Annotated in this window: 16 protein-coding genes; 12 read left to right on the top strand and 4 right to left on the bottom strand. The window is 69.2% G+C overall.

Going from position 1 to position 19,665, the window contains the following annotated elements; genetic code table 11:
* Nucleotides 1-27 precede the first annotated feature (27 nt).
* The 11 genes from SK854_RS05950 to SK854_RS05900 all read left to right on the top strand — a co-directional run bounded on the left by SK854_RS05950 (nucleotide 28) and on the right by SK854_RS05900 (nucleotide 9,057).
* Nucleotides 28-879, top strand: coding sequence for an STAS domain-containing protein (locus SK854_RS05950; RefSeq protein WP_319973966.1), 852 nt, complete (start codon nucleotides 28-30; stop codon nucleotides 877-879).
* Nucleotides 879-1,247, top strand: coding sequence for an STAS domain-containing protein (locus SK854_RS05945; RefSeq protein WP_319973965.1), 369 nt, complete (start codon nucleotides 879-881; stop codon nucleotides 1,245-1,247). The genes SK854_RS05950 and SK854_RS05945 overlap by 1 nt, the downstream gene beginning before the upstream one ends.
* A complete protein-coding gene (locus SK854_RS05940; protein ID WP_319973964.1) occupies nucleotides 1,247-1,660 on the top strand; it encodes an ATP-binding protein in 414 nt (137 codons plus the stop codon). Before SK854_RS05945 ends, SK854_RS05940 begins: the two co-directional genes overlap by 1 nt.
* The gene (locus tag SK854_RS05935; protein WP_319973963.1) at nucleotides 1,657-2,685 is read left to right on the top strand and encodes an ATP-binding SpoIIE family protein phosphatase; all 1,029 of its coding nucleotides are present in this window, start codon (nucleotides 1,657-1,659) and stop codon (nucleotides 2,683-2,685) included. The genes SK854_RS05940 and SK854_RS05935 overlap by 4 nt, the downstream gene beginning before the upstream one ends.
* Nucleotides 2,682-4,412: an ATP-binding response regulator gene (locus tag SK854_RS05930; protein ID WP_319973962.1), complete on the top strand. Its 1,731-nt coding sequence runs from the start codon at nucleotides 2,682-2,684 to the stop codon at nucleotides 4,410-4,412. Before SK854_RS05935 ends, SK854_RS05930 begins: the two co-directional genes overlap by 4 nt.
* Complete coding sequence (locus SK854_RS05925) at nucleotides 4,409-5,977, top strand: fused response regulator/phosphatase (RefSeq protein ID WP_319973961.1); 1,569 nt, start codon at nucleotides 4,409-4,411, stop codon at nucleotides 5,975-5,977. Before SK854_RS05930 ends, SK854_RS05925 begins: the two co-directional genes overlap by 4 nt.
* On the top strand, nucleotides 5,974-6,360 hold the full coding sequence (locus tag SK854_RS05920) for an ATP-binding protein (protein WP_319973960.1): 387 nt from the start codon (nucleotides 5,974-5,976) through the stop codon (nucleotides 6,358-6,360). The genes SK854_RS05925 and SK854_RS05920 overlap by 4 nt, the downstream gene beginning before the upstream one ends.
* A 76-nt stretch (nucleotides 6,361-6,436) precedes the next feature.
* Nucleotides 6,437-7,201 carry an aldo/keto reductase gene (locus tag SK854_RS05915; protein ID WP_406601735.1) on the top strand — a complete coding sequence of 255 codons (765 nt, stop codon included), beginning with the start codon at nucleotides 6,437-6,439 and terminating at the stop codon, nucleotides 7,199-7,201.
* 335 nt (nucleotides 7,202-7,536) lie between these two features.
* Complete coding sequence (locus SK854_RS05910) at nucleotides 7,537-8,547, top strand: alpha/beta fold hydrolase (protein ID WP_319973959.1); 1,011 nt, start codon at nucleotides 7,537-7,539, stop codon at nucleotides 8,545-8,547.
* A 36-nt stretch (nucleotides 8,548-8,583) separates the two neighbouring features.
* On the top strand, nucleotides 8,584-8,772 hold the full coding sequence (locus SK854_RS05905; protein WP_319973958.1) for a hypothetical protein: 189 nt from the start codon (nucleotides 8,584-8,586) through the stop codon (nucleotides 8,770-8,772).
* Between the two features lie 9 nt (nucleotides 8,773-8,781).
* Nucleotides 8,782-9,057: a hypothetical protein gene (locus tag SK854_RS05900; protein ID WP_319973957.1), complete on the top strand. Its 276-nt coding sequence runs from the start codon at nucleotides 8,782-8,784 to the stop codon at nucleotides 9,055-9,057.
* Here the strand turns inward: SK854_RS05900 and SK854_RS05895 are convergent.
* Genes SK854_RS05895 through SK854_RS05880 form a run of 4 tightly spaced genes read right to left on the bottom strand, consistent with a single transcriptional unit; the run spans nucleotide 8,994 to nucleotide 18,862 of the window.
* Entirely contained in the window at nucleotides 8,994-14,486 is a 5,493-nt protein-coding gene (locus SK854_RS05895; protein ID WP_319973956.1) for an ATP-binding protein, read from the bottom strand. The two genes, SK854_RS05900 and SK854_RS05895, sit on opposite strands and share 64 nt — an antisense overlap.
* A 3-nt stretch (nucleotides 14,487-14,489) precedes the next feature.
* Nucleotides 14,490-15,407 carry an AAA family ATPase gene (locus SK854_RS05890; protein WP_319973955.1) on the bottom strand — a complete coding sequence of 306 codons (918 nt, stop codon included), beginning with the start codon at nucleotides 15,405-15,407 and terminating at the stop codon, nucleotides 14,490-14,492.
* Nucleotides 15,404-17,389 carry a vWA-MoxR associated conflict system protein gene (locus SK854_RS05885; protein WP_319973954.1) on the bottom strand — a complete coding sequence of 662 codons (1,986 nt, stop codon included), beginning with the start codon at nucleotides 17,387-17,389 and terminating at the stop codon, nucleotides 15,404-15,406. The genes SK854_RS05890 and SK854_RS05885 overlap by 4 nt, the downstream gene beginning before the upstream one ends.
* Nucleotides 17,390-17,404: 15 nt before the next feature.
* Nucleotides 17,405-18,862 (bottom strand): esterase/lipase family protein, encoded by a 1,458-nt coding sequence (locus SK854_RS05880; RefSeq protein ID WP_319973953.1) that lies wholly within the window; start codon nucleotides 18,860-18,862, stop codon nucleotides 17,405-17,407.
* 162 nt (nucleotides 18,863-19,024) lie between these two features.
* Here SK854_RS05880 and SK854_RS05875 point away from each other — a divergent pair, with 162 nt between their 5' ends.
* A complete protein-coding gene (locus SK854_RS05875) occupies nucleotides 19,025-19,567 on the top strand; it encodes a hypothetical protein (protein ID WP_319973952.1) in 543 nt (180 codons plus the stop codon).
* Nucleotides 19,568-19,665 lie beyond the last annotated feature (98 nt).

Below are 19,665 nucleotides of genomic sequence, written 5' to 3'. Positions count from 1 at the left end.
ATCATCGACCGCCTGAGGAGGCTTTGAGTGACCGCAGACGCAGGGCACACCCACCGCTTGACCGAGTTGTTGCGGGCCAACGCGGAACCCCTGATCGACAAGTGGGTGGGAGCGGTCTCGGCGCTGCTGCGCGGACGGTCGACCAGGTCGGAACTGGAATCCGACTTCAGAGAGCTCTTCTCGACGCTGCTGCCTCTCGTCGGCAACGACGGCAGGAACGTCAGCGGGGCGGAGTTCGGCGACGTCCGGTCGTTCCTCGAGGAGTACTCGCGCTCCAGGGTGCGGGCGGGCTTCACGCCGACGGAGACCGCGTCGAGCGTGTTCTCCCTCAAGCGCGAGGTGTTCGACCTCACCGAGAACGACAACGACCCGGAGCTGTTCCGGCAGATCCTGGGATTCTCCGGGCTGCTGGACGCGCTCGGCCTGCTGACGTTCGACTTCTACGCGCGGGCCCGCGAGGAGATCATCCGGGAGCAGTCGGAGCAGCTGCTCGAGCTCACCACCCCGGTCGTGAAGATCTGGGAGGGCGTGCTGGCGGTGCCGCTGGTGGGCACGCTCGACTCCGCGCGCACCCAGGTCGTCATGGAGAAACTGCTCGAAGCACTGGTGGAGACCGGTTCCGAGCACGCGATCATCGACATCACCGGTGTCTTCGCCGTGGACACGCAGGTCGCCCAGCACCTGCTCAAGACCGTGGTCGCGGCACGGCTGATGGGCGCCGAGTGCATCGTCTCCGGCATCCGCCCGCAGATCGCGCAGACGATCGTGGCGCTCGGCATCGAGTTCGGCGACATCGTCACCAAGGCCTCCCTCGCCGACGCACTGCGGCACACGTTGCGCCGCGAAGGCGTCGACGTGGTGCGCAACGAGGTCCGCTGATGGAACGCGTCCCGATTCTGAAGATCGGTGGCGTCCTGCTCGTCTCCATCCAGATCGACCTGCAGGACCAGAGCGTGCTGGCACTGCAGGAGGACCTGGCGGAGAAGATCAGCGCGACCGGCGCCCACGGCGTGGTCATCGACATCTCGGCGGTCGAGATCGTCGACTCGTTCATCGGGCGGATGTTCGCCACGATCGCGTCGATCTCCCGGCTGTTCGACGCAGACACGGTCGTGGTGGGGATGCGTCCGGCCGTGGCCATCACGTTGGTGGAGCTGGGGCTCACGCTCGGTGGCGTGCGCACAGCGCTCGACCTCGAACGCGGGATGAAGATCCTGGGACAGCTCGGTCGCGGACGGGACGCCTGATGCCACCCCGGTCTGAAGGACCGGAAGAGGTTCCCATCAGGGGAGACGACGACGTGGTCCGCGTGCGCCAGCTCGTGCGCACGTACGCCCAGCAGACCAAGCTCTCGCTGGTCGACCAGACGAAACTGGTCACGGCGGCCAGCGAACTCGCCCGCAACACGCTGATCTACGGCGGCGGAGGCTTCGCGCGCGTCGAGGAGGTCAGCGACGGACGGCGGGCAGGGGTGCGCGCGTCGTTCCACGACGAGGGCCCCGGAATTCCGGACCTCACGCTCGCGCTCGCCGACGGCTGGAGCAGCGGGAGCGGCCTCGGTCTCGGGCTGAGCGGCGCCCGCCGCCTGGTGGACCAGTTCGACCTCGACACCGAGGTCGGCCGCGGCACCGTCGTGACGGTGGTCAAGTGGAAGAGATGACCGCGACGACCTGCCTGCCCCTGGTGCGCGACGAGGCATGGCTGCCGGTCGAAGAAGCCGCGCAGGTGGGCAGGGTCCGGCGCGCGGCCACGGCACTCGCCGAGCGCCTGGGCTTCAGTCCTACGCGCACGGCCGAGATCGGGCTTGCGGCCACCGAGATCAGCACCAACCTGTACAAGCACGCCCGGCAGGGTGTCGTCGTGGTCCGGTCGCTGCGCGGCCTGCGGGACGCGGCGGTGGAGATCGTCGCCGTGGACCGTGGTCCCGGCATCGGTGACCTGGCACTGGCGTGGGAGGACGGGCAGTCCACGACCGGCACCCTCGGCGTCGGCCTCGGCGCGGTGGCAAGGCTCGCGACCTCGTGTTCCATGACCTCGCGCCTGGACGTGGGGACCGCGCTCGTGGCTCGGTTCGAGCTCCTGCGGGACCGCGAACCCGAATGGGGCCAGGAGAGCGCGGCCGGGATCACCAGGCCGATCAACGGTGAGGACGTGTGCGGGGACGCCTACGCCGTCTGCCGGCGCGCGGATCGCCTCACACTGATGATGTGCGACGGATCCGGGCACGGACCCCTGGCAGCGGCCGCGTCCGACGCGGCCGTGCGACTGTTCCGCGACCTGCCGCCCCTGCCGCCGGACCAGGTCGTCGCGCGCCTGCACGCGGAGCTGCGCGGCACCCGTGGCGGAGCGGTGGCGGTCGCCGACATCGACCTCGTCGACAGGACCGTCCGGTACTGCGGCCTGGGCAACATCGCCGCCGCCGTCCTGGCGGACGGCCGCAAGCAGGGCATGATCTCGGTACCCGGCGTGGCAGGACATCAGGCGCGCACGATCCGTGCGTACGACTACCAGCTGCCGGACAAGGCGGTGGTCGTCATGCACTCCGACGGCCTGACCGAACGCTGGGGCGCCGATCAGGTCAGCGACCTGGTCCTCGACCCGCCGGTGCTGATCGCGACGACGTTGCTCAGGGACGCCGGAGTGCGCAACGACGACGCCTGCGTGCTCGTGGCCAGACCGGCATGACCGCCGTCGAGCTGCTGCGCCTGGTGATCAGCGACGAACGGGACGTTTTCCTGCTTCGTCAGCGCGGGCGCCAGATCGCGGTCGCGGCCGGGCTCGACGGGCAGAACCAGATCCGGGTGGCGACGGCGCTCAGCGACGTCGGCCGGGAGCTGGTGCGGCAGGACGTCAGCACGAGCGCCGTTTTCCTGCTCCGGCGCGGACCGGTTCCGGCGCTGCTCGTCGAACTGACCTGGCAGGCCCAGGCGGTGACCTGCGCCGGTCCCGGCTGGGACACCGCGCGCAGGCTGATGGACGAGCTGCTCATCACCGAGACCGGCGTGACTCTGACGAAGAAAGTGCAGAGCGTCGTCGCGCTCGACGAAGGGCTGCTTCGCGAACTGCGCGAGAGCGCGGGCGCCAACGCGCTGGACGAGCTGCGCGCGCAGAACCAGGAGCTCCTGGAGACGCTCGAGAACCTGGAGGCGAAGAGCGCGGAGCTGGAGCGTGTCAACGCCGAGCTGGAGGAGACCAACCGCGGCGTCGTCGCTCTCTACCAGGAGCTGTCCGACGAGCTGGAACAGACGAACCAGGGCGTGGTCGCCCTGTACGCGGAGCTGGAGGCGAAGTCCGCGGAGCTGCGCGCCGCGGCCGCCGCGCGCATCCGGTTCTGGTCCAACATCAGCCACGAGCTGCGCGCGCCGATCAACTCGGTGGTCGGCCTGACCCGGCTGCTCGGCGCACCGGGCGGTGACCCCATGACCGACGACCAGCGCCACCACGTGGACCTGATCAACGAGTCGGCGGCGACGTTGCTCGCGCTGGTCAACGAGCTGCTCGACACCGCCAAGGCCGAGTCCGGCAGCCTGCAGCCGCGGATGGCTCCCGTCGCGCTCGACTACGTGATCACGCAGCTGAGGTCCGTGGTGCGGCCGACGTTGCGCTCCGGCGACGTGCGGCTGGTGGTCGATCCGCTCCGGGACCTGCCGTCGTTGGTCACCGACGAGACGATGCTCGTGCGCATCCTGCGCAACGTCCTGTCGAACGCGGTGAAGTTCACCAGGCAGGGCGAGATCCACTTCACCGCCCAGCAGGGGCCGGCACCGGACGAGATCCGGTTCGTCGTCACCGACACCGGGATCGGCATCCCGCCCGGCGAGCAGGACCGGGTGTTCGAGGAGTTCTACCAGGTGCCGAACGCGCTGCAGGTCGGCGCGAGCGGCACTGGCCTGGGCCTGTCCTACGCGCGCAAGCTCGCCGAGATCCTCGGCGGCACGCTGACGCTGACCAGCACGCCCGGTACGGGCACGGAGGTCGTGCTGACCCTGCCCAGCGCCTCGGACGAGTTCGCGCGACCCGCACCGGTCGCGTGCGCGCTGATCGCCGACGGCGACGAGAAGGGCCGCAAGCAGCTGCGTGACGCGTTGGAGGGCCTCGCGGCCGAGATCATCGAGACCGCGGACGGCCGCAGCGCCCTCAACCTCGCGAAACAACGGCAGCCCGACCTCGTCCTGGTGAGCGCGAGCGCGCCCCTGATGAGCGGCAGCGCGGTCCTGTCCGTGGTCAGGCTTGATCCGGACCTGAAACGGGTACCGGTGGTCATCGTGTGCGGCGACGACCCCGGCGGTCTCGCCCGCAGCGTGCACAGCCTCGGTGCCGCGATGCTGCACGAGGCGAGGATCTCCCCGGAGACGGTGAACCGTGCGATCAGGGACGCCCAGCTCACCGCGCGCAGAACGGACGGCCGATGAACCCGACAGCCATGGGCGGCGGACCGGCCAGGGTCCTCGTGGTGGACGACCTGGACGCGAGCCGGTTCATCGCATGCAGCTGGCTGCGTCGCAGCGGCCACACGGTCGTCGAGGCGACGACGGCCGCGGAAGCGCTCATCGCCCTGGAGACCGAGTCGTTCGATCTCGTGCTGCTCGACGTGCACCTGCCCGACATGAGCGGATACGACGTCACCGAGCGGATCAAGGCTGATCCCCGCACCAGCTCCGTCCCCGTCGTGATGCTGTCCGCGACCTACATCGAGCCCGACGACAAGGTCATCGGGCTGACCAGGGGAGCGGACGCGTACCTCACCGAACCCGTCGACCCCGGTGAGCTGCTGGCCAACGTCGAGGCGGCGCTGCGCTACCACCGGGCCCGCGCCCTCGCCGAACACCTCGCCGCCAAGCTCACGCGGCTGACCACCTCGACGTTCGCCATCAACGCGGCGATGACGTTCGACGCGCTGGCCGAAGCCGCCGCGATCGGGGCCGCCGACGTGCTGGACGGGGAGGCGACCGCTGTCGTCACCAGTCCGTCCGGCGTCGTCCGCGTCGCGACGGCGGGCGCCAGGCGGCCCGATGCCCGGTTCCGCCTGGACAACGCCGACGTCGAGAACTGGATGGCGGCGCTCAACCCCGGTGTGGGCGTCACGATGATCGAGGCCGATGCCGCCCCGTGGCACCCGGAATCGCCGGTGACGGCCGCACTCGCACGCACGAAACCGCGCAGGGCGCCCATCGGCATCGCGGTCCTGCCTTCGGCCGTGGCAGGCGACGACGACCGCAACCTGCTGCGCCAGCTCGCCCAAGCGACGGCGCTGGCAGCGGAAGGGCTGCACACCTTCGCCGAGGAGCACTCGCTCGCGCTCACCCTGCAGCGCAGCCTGCTGCCCCGCACGTTGCCGCACCACCCCGAGCTGCCGATGACGGCCAGGTACGTGCCCGCGTCGAGCAACGCCGAGATCGGTGGCGACTTCTACGACGTGATCGAGCTGGACGGCCGCATGCTGATCGCCATCGGCGACGTGTGCGGCCACTCGATCGAGGCCGCGACGGTGATGGCCGAGGTGCGCCACACCCTGCGCGCCTACGCCGTCGAGGGGCATCGGCCGGCGGAGATCCTGCGCCGGACCGACCTGCTGCTGGAGCGGTTCCACCCGACCGGCGGCCTCACGACCATGTGCCTGCTGCTGGTGGATCTGCGGGCGGGCACGATGGAGGTCGCGAACGCGGGCCACGTGCCACCGCTGATCGCCGACGACCAGGGTGCCCGGTACCTCCCGGTCAAGGGACCGCTTCTCGGTATCGGGCTGGCCCGGCCGGAGGCCACCGAGCTGCCGCTGCCGCGCGGCACCACCGTGCTGCTGACGACCGACGGCCTCATCGAACGGCCCGGCATGGACCTGGACGAGGGCATGGAGAAGCTGCGCGCCGCCGTGTCGCACCTGGACGACATGGACGAGCTCGCCGACCGCCTGCTGACCGAGCTCGGCCAGGGCAAGCAGGACGACATCGCCCTGTTCCTGTTGCGGCGGCTCGCATGACGGCCCTCGCGATGGACGTGCCGGTCCGGCCCGGCACGACGATGTCCTCGCTGCGCCGGGAACTCACGACCGCGTTGCGAGACCTCGACGAGGACCACCTCTACGACGTGCAGCTCGTGGTGACCGAACTGGTGTCGAACGTCCTGGACCACACCCCGGCCGGTGCCGGCCGGCTGCGCATCATGCGCAGCCAGGAGCCGTGCCTGGTGACGGTCGAGGTGGACGACGAGTCGGCGGTCGAACCGGTGTACGGACGCTCCCGCCTGGGCGAGTACCGGGGCAGGGGAATCGTTGTGGTGGACAACATCTCGCGCGAGTGGGGCTTCCGTCAGCGCGAGGAAGGCGGCAAGACCGTGTACGCCCTGGTGGACTGCACCGGCTGAACCCGGCTCACCGCCGGGTGGTGTGGGCCTGAGGGGTGCCAGACTCCGCACTCTCCTGCTGAACTGCGGTGATGGTGTGTGGCGCAACCGGTGGGCGACACACCCGACCAAGTTCGGTCACATCTCGCACACTGGCCGCCCGGGCAATGACAGCACCCCGGCCAACGTCCGGCTCGCACTGGAGGGATCGCTGCGCCGCCTCGGCATCGACCACGTGGACCTCTTCTACCAGCATCGGGGCGACCAGGACACGCCGATCGAGGAGACCGTCGGGGCGCTGGCGGAGTTGGTGGCCGAGGGCAAGATCCGTTACATCGGACTGTCGGAGGCGGGGCCGGCGACGATCCGGCGGGCGCATGCTGTTCATCCGATCGCCGCGGTGCAGTCCGAGTACTCGTTGTGGGTCCGTGACCCCGAGGCCGAGGTGCTGCCGACCCTGCGGGAGCTGGGCGTGGGCCTCGTTCCGTACTCCCCGCTGGGCCGCGGGTTCCTCACCGGCGGCATCCGCACGCTGGACGATCTCGACGCCGACGACTGGCGCCGTACCAACCCGCGTTTCGCCGGAGGCAACCTCGAACGCAACATGCGCATCGTCGACGAGGTCCGCGCCGTCGCCGCCGAGGCCGAGGCCACGCCCGCGCAGGTCGCCCTGGCCTGGTTGCTCGCCCAGGGCGACGACATCGTCCCCATCCCCGGCACCACGCGCGTCGACCGGCTGGAGGAGAACGCCGCCGCCGACCGCGTCAGCCTCGCCGACGGCCAGATCGCCCGACTGGACAACCTGACGCCGGCCACCGGCGACCGCTACGACGAAGCCAACATGGCCGCCCTCGACCACTGAGCGGAGTGCGGACCACCCGGCATGCCAGACGCGACCGCACTGAGGCTGGCAAGAGTGCCCGACCGGCTGTCACCAGTAGGCCGTGAGTCCGGTCAGACGTAACGCCCTCGACCAGCTCCTGAAGGGGAGCCTTGCTCTCCGGGCGTGAACTTGCAGTCACGCGTCACCTCTCCCCGAGGGCACTTCCTGGCAGTCCTGGCCCACATCCCGCCAGACAGACCGCGCGGTACCTCGTCCGCCGGCAGGCCAAAGAAGCCGTCCGCTGCACGCGATTCCGGTGTGCAGCCGGATCGACAGCGATCGGCACAAGGCCGACCACGCTTGAGGAGTGAACCATGAGAAAAAGAATGACCGTCCTGATCAGGACTGCCGTCGTCATCACCGGAATCGCCGTTCTCGCAGGGACCGGACTGGTATCAGCGGACGCCGGCGTGAACCCTCGGCCGGAGCCGGCCGTCGCGCAGGGCGCCACCGCCGGGTTGTCCTACCGCCTGCCGGACGGCTTCCAGTCGAAGTACGCGCAAGTGAACGACTTCCGGATGCACTACCTCCGCGGTGGCAACGGCTCGCCGGTGGTGCTGCTGCACGGCTTCCCGCAGACCTCCGCCGAATGGGAGCCGCAGCTCAAGGCACTCGCCCAGAACCACACCGTGATCGCGGTCGACCTGCGCGGGACCGGTGACTCCTCCGTCCCGCAGAAGGGGTACGACACGGCACAACTGGCCGACGACGTGCACGAACTGCTCACCCAGCTCAACCTCGAGAAGGGTGTCCAGATCGTCGCCCACGACATCGGTGCGTGGATCGCCTACCCGTACGCCGCCATGTGGCCCAACGAGGTCAGTCGAATGGTGGTGATGGAGGGGCCCATCCCAGACCGGTCCCTCTACAGGTTCCCGGCCTTCCCCGCGGAGGGTGAGCTGTCGACGTGGCACCTCGGGTTCTTCCAGAAGGACTTCGCTCAGGACCTGGTCCGCGGACACGAGCGCGACCTGGTCAAGGGGTTCATCGAGCAGTACCTGGCAGTGGACGGCGCCTTTGACGACCGCGACTACGAGTTCTATGCCCAGTACCTTCGCGAGCCCGGCCGGTTCAAGGCGTGGATGGACATGTACCAGGCCCTTCACACGGACATCGTCCAGAACGAGAAGTTCCGCGAGGCGGGGCTGCTCCAGCTGCCCGTCCTGGCCGTCGGAGGCGAAGAAGCCCTCAGCAGTGCCGTGGGCGCTCAGTGGCAGGGCTACGCCGCCAATGTCGAGACTCAGGTCATGGCTGACACCGGTCACTGGCTCACCGAGGAACGACCGCAGGAGCTCACCTCGATGCTCCTCAAGTTCCTGCGCTGACGACGGGAAACACTCACACCCCCTGACCACCAGGACGTGCCGCACATCCTGCCGACAGAGCTGAAGACGCAGATGCTCATGGAGCACGGGAACTCGTCCGTGCGCCGGGCACTGGTCCGAAACTTGCCGGGCAACGATGTCGCGTGGTTGGAAGCCGTTCTCAGCGATGAGCTCATGGAGCCGAAGGAAGCCCTTGAGCGCAAGAACGGCCTCGACGGCCCATAACCGTCCATCGTGGACCTGGCAAAGTTGTTGGTGCCGCGTGGCGTGCCCGCAGAGTTGATTGAGTACCAAGCGTTCTTCGGTGTCCACTGGGGAGAGGAGCCGGATCGCCTGGCGACTTTGGTCGAGCAGTTCGAAAGCCTGGCCGACTCCGCCGACGTCTTGGTGGCCGCCGTCGTGCCGGCGAAAGGCGGATTGCCCGGCGGCGCTGCGGTCCTCGCGGATCAGGCTGGGGCGGACAGCTCCCGGATCAGCGCGGCGAGCGTCGGCACGGAAGGCAGCAGATAGGTGAGCTCGTTGATCCACGCGAGGCGCTCGTTCACTTCCGGCAGCGCAAGGCGGGCGTCTCCGGCGCGCACCTGTGCCACTGCCTTGTAAAGCGCGGCCATGGCGTGCGGCTCCAACGCTGTGACGGCCTGGGTGAGCGCCTGCGGTGTCGCGGCAGGGGCCAGCCGGCGCAGGACCTCCGTGGTGAGCTCGGGGTTCTCCTGTGCGTCCAGCACGAGGTCAAGGACATCGGAGTCCTTCTCGGCGAGCAGCAGCATCGCGTGCACTGCCCGGTTGTCCCGGACACTCTTGCGGACGTCTCGGTCCAGAAGTTCGTTTCGTCGCGTGGCGAGAAGCTCTCGCCTGCGTGCGGGAGTGGCGTCGATGAACTCGTCGGCGAGGCTCGCCAGCAGCCACGGCCGGTACGCCTGCTCGACGCCTTGTTGTTGAGCGGTGGTGCGCCTGGACTGGATGACCTGCGCCTCGACGAGACTTGCGCCGTACAACGCCTCGGTGACCGCCACGTCCGCAGTGGACGAGAGCAGTTCGGGATGGCTGAGGAGGAAGGCGCGTTCCTCGGCGTACGTGCGGGCGAACACCCAGGCGCGGGCGGTCCGGAGAAGTGTGCGATCGACGGTCAGCCAGTCCGGTGTGGAATCCCACGGCCACGGGCCGGAGTCGTAGTGGCGGCGCGCGATCTCGTGCACGTCGTGGAGCGCCTGACGGGACTGACCGACGTGCGTGAGCGCCCGGAGCAACCACTCGGGGGCTTGGGGATCTCCGGCTCGCGCGGAGGCCGCGCGCAGCATGAGCAGTGTGGCGAGCGTTGGACCGGTGAGCCGGGAGGTCAGTCGTTCCCAGGCCTCGTCCACGATCGCCGGCTGCCGCAGGCCTGCGGAGACCGTGTCGAGCGTGAACAGTGCCGCGGGGAGGGTGGTGGTCAGTTCTTGCGCGTTCTCCGGCAACAAGCACACCTCGACGGCGCGCAGCCCGGTGGCCAGCGCCTCCTTGGGCTTGTCGGCGTCCCGTTGGCGGCGCATGAGGTTGTGCAGCGCCTGGGCGTGGATTCGCGAGCCGTCGGCGAGGTCGGCGGCCTGCCGGGCGGCGTTGAGGGCCGCCTCCGTGCGGTCGACCATGCTGTACGCGACGCTCAGGCTCAGCGCCGCGTCCGCGAGCTGGGGACGGAACGCCGCGTGCCGGCCGAGCGTGCCGCTGATCTCCGCAGCCTGCTGCGTGGCGAGGTCGGCGTCCGCCAGCTTGCCGAGCGTCAGGTAGTCGAGGCTCAGTTCGACCAGCGCGCCGACCAGAGCCGAGAGGCTCACCGGGTTCGTCTGGGAGAGGGCGTAGTACAGCTCGACGGCCAGCTTGGAGCGTTGCATGGCCTCGTACCGCAGCCCGGTTTCGCGGCATCGCGCCGCCAGACACATCATCGCGCGCGCCTGCGGGGCGCCGTCCTCGACCGCGGCCACGGCGTCACGTGCGGTGGAGAGTGCTTCGTGGCGGCGGTTGAGCATCGCGTAGACCTCGCTGAGGTCGACCAGCGCGCCGCTGAGGTGCGAAGCGTAGGTCGGGTTGTCCCCGCCGTGCGTGGTCGTCTTGGCGATGCGTTGCGCAAGTCGTTTGTGTGTAAGAGCTTCCGCCGTCGTCGGAGTTTCGGCGACCAGTTCGCGGTATCGCACCACCGCTTCTTCCGCAGGCGCCACGGCCTGCTGTAACCGTCCGGCCTCGCGGAACCGCAGACCGAGTTGGTGCAGGACGTGCGCAAGGTCCGCCAGGTGCGTCCGGACCGTCGGCACCAGTACGCGGAAGTGCTCAGCCGCCTCCACCAAAGGCGCGATGGCTTCGTCGCCGCGGCCCCACTGCGCGAGCTCGTTCGCGACCGTCGTGGCAGCGAACGCGATGTCCGGCAGGAGCGTCCTGTTCATCATGGCCAACTCGCGCAAGCCGTCCAATGCGATCCCACCCGCATTGCCGCAGTGCCGCCACGCGTACCGCCGCAGGTAGCCCGGCACGTTCGGCGGCACTCCCGCCTCCATGCGCTGCCGGTACAGCTGGATCAGCGCGTTCGCGACCAATTCCGCACCGGGCGCGAACACCCGGTCGCGGCTTGGGGTGAACGGCATCCGCAGGTGGTCGGCGAACGTCTGGTGCGTGAGCTTGAAGACCGTGCTTCCCTCCTCGCTGTCCTGGAGAACCTGCGGTCCCAGTTCGGCGAGCACGGCGTTGATGTCGTCGCGGCTGAACTTCTGGTGGGACAACGCCTCCGCCACCGCGAGCCACTCGGCCTCGGGGAATCCCGCGCCGTAGCTCCACGTCAGCGCGGTCAGCAACGGCCGCGCGGACGGCACCTTCGCGAGCTCACGATCGAACGCGAGATCCAGCGAGAACCCCACATCGGCACCACCGTCCGCGAGCACCTGGTCGGTGACCATCCAGGCGGTCAGGAACGGGAGTTTCGCCAGTTCGTCCACAGTGGACGGGAGAACGTCAGGGCCCAGTCGAGCCAGTACGTAGGCGCGGACGTCGGCTTCGTTGTTCGAGGCGTCGAGGTCGAGCACCTCGACCGGGGACAGCTCGGTCAGCAGCGGCGCGCCACCCCCCAGCCGGTGGGCCTGCCGGGTCGACACGATCACCGTGCAGTACCGCGCGATGCGGGTGAGGAGCGTTGTCGCGATCGAGAACGACTCACCTCGCGCTTCGTCCAGCCCGTCCACCACGACGACCGGTGGCGCGCCCGTGTGCCGGGCAAGAACTCCCACCAGTTCCGCCGCGTCGCGCCCGGACTCTTCGGGAGGTGGGATCAACCCGGCGGTCACCATCTGCCGGCTGATCACGTCGGCGGCCCGGTTCGTGTCCATCGCCCGCACGTGGACGTTCGCCACGATCGAGTTCTCGCCGGGATCGGTGTGCCTCCAGGCCCGCCCGGCTGCGTACAAACGCGCACGTTCCACGGGGTTCGACAGGCTCACCACGCGGCCGACGAGCGCGGACTTGCCGGTGCCCGGTGAACCCGTGACGACCCGGAGACCGGATACACCGGATCGAACCCAGCCGACGACGCGGTCGACCTCCGCCGTGCGGCCGCTGAACCACGAACGGCCGTTGGGCGAGTCGCCGCCGCGTGCCGCGAGCAACAGGTGCTTCACGATCGACGGCGGTCTGTACAGCGGGTTCGGCAGCATCGGCTGTGCGGACCCGTACTGCATGAAGCGCGGCCGTTGGATGTCGCTGTCCCACGCGTTCAGGAGTGCGGCTCCGAAAGCCCCACCGTCGACCAGTGGCGTGCGGTCACTCCAGCGCCAGACGTCTTCGGCTGTCCTCGGCCCGAAAGTGAGCAAGTTGCGGAGCTTGCCGCCGAACAGGCCGTCACGGGCTGTCTCGACGCTCGAACACGCCACCAGCACGCCCGCCCAGTGCACCTGACCGGCCAGCAGCTCCTCCTGGACGGCCGCGACCGTGCGGACGGCCTCGTCGAGCTGGGCGCCCGAGTAGCAGGCGTCGATGATGATGAGCACCTGGTGCGCACCTGACGCGGCGCACCACAGCGCGAACTCGTGCAGCATGATGCCGTCGATCGCGCCGTCGTTGTCCCTGGCCAGGAGCCTGAGGTTGCCGGCGACGGGGATGGCGTGCCCGCTCCACAACGCCACCAGCGCGCCGCCGTCCTGCGGCTTGGTGCGCAGCGATTTCATGTGCGCGCGGATTTCGGGCTCGGTCGGATCGGCCAGCGGCTCGCCCACGAGGCCCCTGAGCAGGGCGCCGAACTCCCGCACGTCGCTCGCGGCGTGTGGCAGCGGCTGCACCAGCTCGTACGAGCTGACACCGATGCCGACGAACCTCCCCTTCATCAAGGTGTCGGCGGTCGGTACCGGCGGAGGCGCCTGTTGTTCGGGCTCGGGCTCGGGTGGCAGGACGGTGACGGGCTCGGGCTCGGGTGACGGTTCGAGCAGCTCCGCGGCTTTCCGCGCCGCGCGGGCGAAGGGCCGGAGGTGCTCGGGCACCGTCAGTTCGCCGGCCTCGTCCAGCACGACGGCGGTGACCTCGCCGAGCGCCGAAGCCTCCGACCGGGTGTAGTCGGTCAGCGCGTTGACGAGGGTCCAGGTGTCCAATGTGGACGCATAGGTCGACAGCTGCTCGCTGACCCCGTCGCGGAGCGCGACCATCAGCTCCTCCGGCGTCGACCCGGCGGCCTCGTGGAACAGGCCGCTGGTCAGCACCTCGGCGAGGTCGGCGGGCTGGGCGTCGGGCACCAGCTCGCGCTGGATGAAACGCAACACCCGCACGTGCAGGACGTCCTGGTTCGCGCAGAGGACGACGATGCGCCACGCGGGGCCGGACGCGGTGAGGCGGAACGACTCCACCAGCTCCCTTCCGTCCGGCGGGTCCTCATCGAGGTGGTCGAGGTCCTCGGAGGACAGATCGCCGACGGGGGAGAGCAGGACGCCGTCGCATCCGGTGGGGTCCTTGGCCATCGCGGTGCGAGCCCACTGGGCCAGGGAGGTGACGGACAGGCCGACTACCGGCAGCGGAAGCCAGGGGGGTTCGCCGGGTTTGCGGCGCAGGAGCGGGGACAGGCCGAACTTGAGGTCGCTGTTGGGCGCTCCCGGCCTCGACTGGCGAAGACGACTGGCCGGCTGGTCGAGCCCGGTGCGGCGCCACAGCTTCTGCGGCAGCGGGTTCAGCAGCAGGGTGTGCGTGGCGGAACCCCAGTCACGCAGCACCGACCAGATCTCCTCGCGATACCAGCCTTCCGCGACGCAGTCGGACACGACGATCACGAGCCGCCGCTGGCGCGGGTCCCGCAGCGCACGCGGCTTCAGGCTGACCTCGTGCGTCTTGTGCAACAACGGTTTGACCTGGTTCGGATCGATGTGCCACTTCTCGACGGTCCGGAACGCGCCCATGCGGCGGAGCACGCTCATCAGCTCGGTGACGGTGTCGTCCCACGCCGCCATGGACGCGGATCCGTCGACCACCACGTCGACGTTGAACCAGCGCTCCTTCGCCGGGACGAGCACCGGGGTGAGGATGTTGGTCGCCACGTAGTGCTCGATCGTGTCGTCGACGGAGAGCTCGCGGCGGGTGATGTTGAGGAACCGCTGCTTGAACGGACGAAGAGCGCGGGCGATGTCGAGGGTCTGCGCGAGCGCCCTGCCTGTGGGCAGCCCGGTTCGCGACCCCTGCCGGGCACCGGTCTCGTCGTCCTGCACCGGTGCGACGACGTCATCCTCGTGCGGCGGCTCCGGTTCCTCCAGCGGCGGCTTGTCCCATCGGGGCGAGTCGAGCTCCGGCGTGGCCGGCTGCAGGGTCGCGTCGGGTGGTGTCGCCGACGGGGGCGCGATCTCGGGTTCCGGCTGCATGGCGCGGGCGAGCCACAGCACGTCCGCGACCGACATCGCGTCGATGTCGGCCGAGAACGCCGTGAGGCCGCGGATCAGCCGGTCGAGCACGGCTCAGGCTTCCGAGAGGGCGCGCAGCAGGAGCTTCGACAGGGCTTGGCGTTGCTCGCCCTCCAGGCCGTTCACGAGGTAGATCGCGTTGAGGAGCTGGTCGGTCGCGACGGTCCGGCCGCTCGTCAGTTCCTGCATGAAACTGGTGAGCAGGTCACCCGCCTGCGCGGCCGCTTTGTCGCCCAGGTGCGCGCCCACGATCCTGGTCAGGTCGTCGACGTCCGGCTTCGGGACCTCGAAGCGGATGCAGCGCCGCAGGAACGGGGCGGGGAAGTCCCGTTCGCCGTTGCTCGTCATCACGATCACGGGGAACGTCGTGCACCGCACCTTGCCGTTGGAGATCAGGACGGTGCCCTCGCCCCCGGCCCGGCGGACCTTGATCTGCTCGGTCTTGTGCCTGGAGAGCTCGGGAATCGCGTACTCGCCGCGTTCGAGAACGTTGAGGAGGTCGCTCGGCAGGTCGATGTCGCTCTTGTCGATCTCGTCGATCAGCACGGCGCGGGGCCGGTCTCCCGGCAGCAACGCGGTGCCGAGAGGACCGAGTTCGACGAAGCGGCCGATGTCGTCGGCCTCGTCGTGCTGGGTCGCGTCGAGCCTGCCCAGTGCGTCGTAGCGGTAGAGCGCGTCGGTGAGCGTGCTGCGGGAGGTGATGTGCCAGCGCAGCACCGTGCCGAGCTTCAGCTCGGTCGCGATCGAGTCCACCACCGTGGACTTGCCGGATCCCGGTGGTCCGGTGAGCAGCAGCGGGCGGTGCAGGCACAGCGCGGCGTTGACCGCGTCGACGAGCCCGGGGGGTGGCTGGAAGGTGCTCGCCGAACGCTTCTCGGTCAGCGGGAACCTCCGCCACGGCGGCGGCACCGGCAGCGTGACGTCCCGCGCGATGTTGTCACCGCGGTAGTACGGCTCCCACGCCATGATCATCCTCTCGATCGTCCGAGGCTCGGCTGTGTCCTGAGATAGCTGCGGCAGAACGCCATCCAGTCCTGGTCGTCCCACACGGCCCTCACGACCGCGAGCGCCGGCGGCTCGTCCTGCGTCCAGCTGGCGCGGTAGGCCTTGGCGAGGGCGCTGGGCAGCGACTTCCAGTGCAGGCGCAGCTCCTGGTCGATGTCGTCCCACGCGCATTGGTCCTTGCCGGGCCACAACAGCACCGGCGAGAACGACAGCAGCGTCGCCAGCAGGTCGTCGCACTGGTCCGGCAGGAAGCGCAGCCCCATGGCGCCCTGGTGCTTGCCGCTCGCCAGCAACTCGCGGACCGTGTCGACGTCGCCGGTCTGGTGGGGCGTCAGCCAGACCAGCGCGTCCGCGCCGCGCTGGTCGATGAACTCCCACCGCTGGGGCGCCTCGGACAGCATCTTGAGCATGTGGCGCCGTGAGCCGAGGCGACCGCTCCACCGGACGACGACGTCGTGCCGCAGCCCGATCTTGCTGACCAGCGTGGTCTCCTCCGGGCGCCAGTGCGCCAACAGCGACGTCGGTACCGCGATCTCGACCTGTTTGAGCTCGTCGTTCTCGTCGGTGGCTTCGTAGATCGCCCACGCCAGCAGCACGCCCACCGCGGCCTCGGCGGAGCTCTGCGTCGGCTCGCACGGTTCCGTCTGCTCATCGATCTGCTTGTCACCGTCGAACAGCCACGCCATGACCGAGGTCGGCCACTGCCCGGTCAACGAGCCGTGCAGGCTGATCCGGAGCCGCCACTGCGTGGCGCTGCGTCGTTTGTCCGCCGCCTGGAGCGTGTCGTTCGCCCGGACCTCGTCGAGCAGGCCTACCGCCCAGGCGTAGAACCTAGGGTGCAGCACGTCCAGTCCCGCGTTGAGTGCGACGGTCGCGATGTAGTCGACCATCGCGGTCTTCCAGCTGTCGTTGCCGGGGGTGCGATGGAGGAACACGTGGGCGAGGTAGTCGGTCACCGTGATCGCGTTCATCGGCCCGGGCTTGCCGGGGAACGTCGTGGTCATCGCCGCGCCCAGTCGTTGCGACGTGAGGTGGTGCGGCATCCAGCTCTTGACGAACGCGCCCGCCTTCAGCACTTCACACAGGCCTTGGAGCACGATGCGGAGCTCGGAGACCTGGCCAGCGGCGGCCAGCATCGTGCCCAGGCCACTCACGTTCCACCGCTCGGGTTCAGGCGGCGGGGCGTCGAGCCGGGCCAGGTACGCCCGCACAACCGTGATCGCGGCCTCGCCCAGCACCACTTCCGCCGCGTCCGCGGAGGACGCTTCGTGTGCCGTCACCTCGTATGGCCGGTACCGCGACTTCTCGTGCATGAGGAAGAGGCCGACGTCGACGACCTGGGTCAGCGCGCCCTTGACCACGCTGGTCAGCTGGGACAGGCCTCGGGCGACGGAGTCGTCGAACGTGAGGCGGTGTCTCCCTGCGGCCATCCCGGTGCACTCGATGAGGACGCAACGTTCCTTCGCCACCCATTCGGCCAGCTTGGCGGCCATGTCGTGCACGTCGTGGCCGGGCGGCAGCAGCCCGCCGCTGAGCAGTTCCCAGTCGTCGGGGCCGGGATCACCGCCGAGCGACTCGACATCGTGGTCGAGCCGTACCGCGATCATCGCGTGCCGTTCCAGCAGGACCACCAGCGTGCGAAGACGCGCTCGCTGGCACAGCGCCGCGAACAGCAACGTCAGTTCGAGGCAGTTTCCGCCGCGGAGCATCTCCCACGGCTGTCGGATGACCTGCTCGTCCTGGTGGTGGTCGGCGAAGTCGACCAGCGAGGTGTCGTACGGAATGCCTTTGGCGGCGAGGAACTCGTACACCCGGCGGACGGTCGCGAGGCGATCGCGGCGCAGCTCGGCGTCGACGTGCGGTTCGTCGAACACGCGGATCGTGTCGGCCACCTGGACGTAGCAGGCAAGCCGTGCCGGCTCGTTCTTGTTCCACTTCTGCCAGTCCACACGCCCACCACTGTTTCAGCAGACTTCGACGACGTCGCTGACCGAGCACCCTGCCCAGTCGACCTTGAGCTCGTGGGTGCCGACGGAAAGCCCCCTCACGCGATATCTGCATCCTTCTTCGGTTTCCGACAGTTCGACGGGTACATCACGAGAAATCGTCAAACGGGGAGGTTCGGTTACATCGGCACCGTTCAGCACGCAGTCGATCGTGACCGGTTCGCCGCTCGGGCTGACCTCGTCGACGCGGACGTCGAGGGTGACTTCCGCCGGTCTGGCGGCCTCTTCCCATTCCCCCTGTTCAGGCCCCTGCAGATCGCTGAGGCCCCTGGAGCCCATCATCAGCGTTTTCACCAGACTGGCCAACGTGTTCGGGACCGTGTGCATGGTGGAGTGCTTTCCGTTCTCCCACCACCACGGGCCATCGTCGGAGAGCTCGATGGGCAGCGCGGAGAACTCGGGCACGGTGCCGTCGCCCGTGTGGAACGCGAGGACGTCCGGGTCGTCCGACGCGAGCTCGGTCGACGCGCTCAGCGTGGTCTCGCCGACGACAGCCGACTGCAGGGTGCGCTGTCCGTGGCCGATGATCGGCCGCATCCGCACGAGCTCGTCGAGCCGCCTTCCCTGATGCGAGGAACGCTCCGGATCCATTGCGCGGTGGAAGTCCTCGTAGGCGTCGCGGGCGCGGGCGACGTCGAGCCCCCCGACGTTCCCGGTCAGCTCGCTCACCCGCACCAGCGGCCCGCCCGGCCGCTGCGCCACCATCGGGTAGCGGGGGAGGAGCTGGTAGACGGAGGTGAAGTTCCTGAGGACCTCGGACATCGCGGTGAAGTCGATGCCGAACCGGCTCAAGCCGTTGGCCAGCATGTGCACCGCCTTGACCGAGCCGCGGAACGGGGTGCCGAAGGTGATGAACGTGCGGCAGTCCCGCCAGCCGCCGAGCACGTCGAGGTAGTACTTCGCCACCAGCCCGCCCATGCTGTGGCACACGAGAACGACCTTCGGGCCGCCGCCGATCTGGTACGCGCGCCACTTCGCCAGCTCGCGGTCGATCAGCGTCTTGAGCCCGAGCGCGGACACCCTGTTGTCCCGCCGCCAGTCGTAGGCGAACTCGAAGTAGTTCGCCGGCGCACCACCGGCGTCGGCGGGATCCCCGTGCCGCAGCTCGAAAGCCGCGTCGAGCGCCCGCCGCAGCGGCGTGTACTGGTTGAGCGTCGCGAACCCCGGCAGAGCGACCGGTGTGCTGATCAAGCCGGTCGCGACCACTCCGTCCCGGTGGTCGGGGTCATCGAGCTTCCCCCGGTCACCGGCGAGCCGGGCGAGCACGTCGTGCCGGTCGCGCAGCAGCGAACCTGCCATGCCGATCGACGGTTCCCAGACCGGCCCGTCCTGATCGCGCAGCACGCTCCCGCCGATACCGGGCAGCACCACGATCATGTCCTTGAACCGTGCCCGTTGCGCCACGTCGTCCTCCACGCGTCCAGGACCGTTGAGCGTAGGCAGCGGGGCGAAAGCAGGCGTCGCAATTCAGCGAGCAGACGAGAGCATCACCCGATCGGTGGCACGACCTGCTCACGCCCACCGACGCGCGGCCGATAGCAAGGTAGTCGCAACTCAACACGAACGAAGGGCTAGACCGTGGCCGACCGCCTGCCAGCGCTGATCGCCGTGTACCAGAGCGATCGATCCGACCGCGTCACGACGCTGACCGTCAGCCTCGCCACGATGGGCGCGGCGGTCACCTACCTCGTGGGCATGATCGCCTTCTACGACAAGCTCGAGCTGCTGGGCTGGGCGATCAGCCTGTTGCCGTTTCCACTCGTCTGCATCGCGGCCTTTCACTCCCAGTTGCTCAACCTCGCCGCGGTCCGAGCCCGGTCGATCCTCACACTGGAACGGGAGATTCTCGGCGACGCGAGGCCCGCATCCGTCGGTGCGACGGCGACTGAGCTCGCCACCAACATCCACACCGCGCCACTGCCGCACCGCCTCACCTCGCTGATCTCGTACGGCGGAGTCGCCCTGATCAACCTGACCTTCATCGTGCTGATGCTGGTGAAGGCGGCGCGTCACCTGCACGGGTGGGTGGCGGTACCGGCAGTCGTCTACGCGGTGCTGCTGGTACCCATCGCGGTTGCATGGCGGCACAGCACACGCAACCTGGATCCGCGCCAGACCTAGTGCCCTGTGCGATGTGAAACGGGTCCAGAGCTTCGCGAGCTGGGCCTGGAGATGCTTGACCACGACACCTACCCGGCCGCCAGCCTGCCCGCAGTGCT

Source organism: Lentzea sokolovensis, assembly GCF_033949975.1.
GTDB lineage: Bacteria > Actinomycetota > Actinomycetes > Mycobacteriales > Pseudonocardiaceae > Lentzea > Lentzea sokolovensis.
The sequence above is the reverse complement of the archived record's forward strand: the minus strand, read 5'-3'. Positions and strand labels throughout refer to the sequence as shown.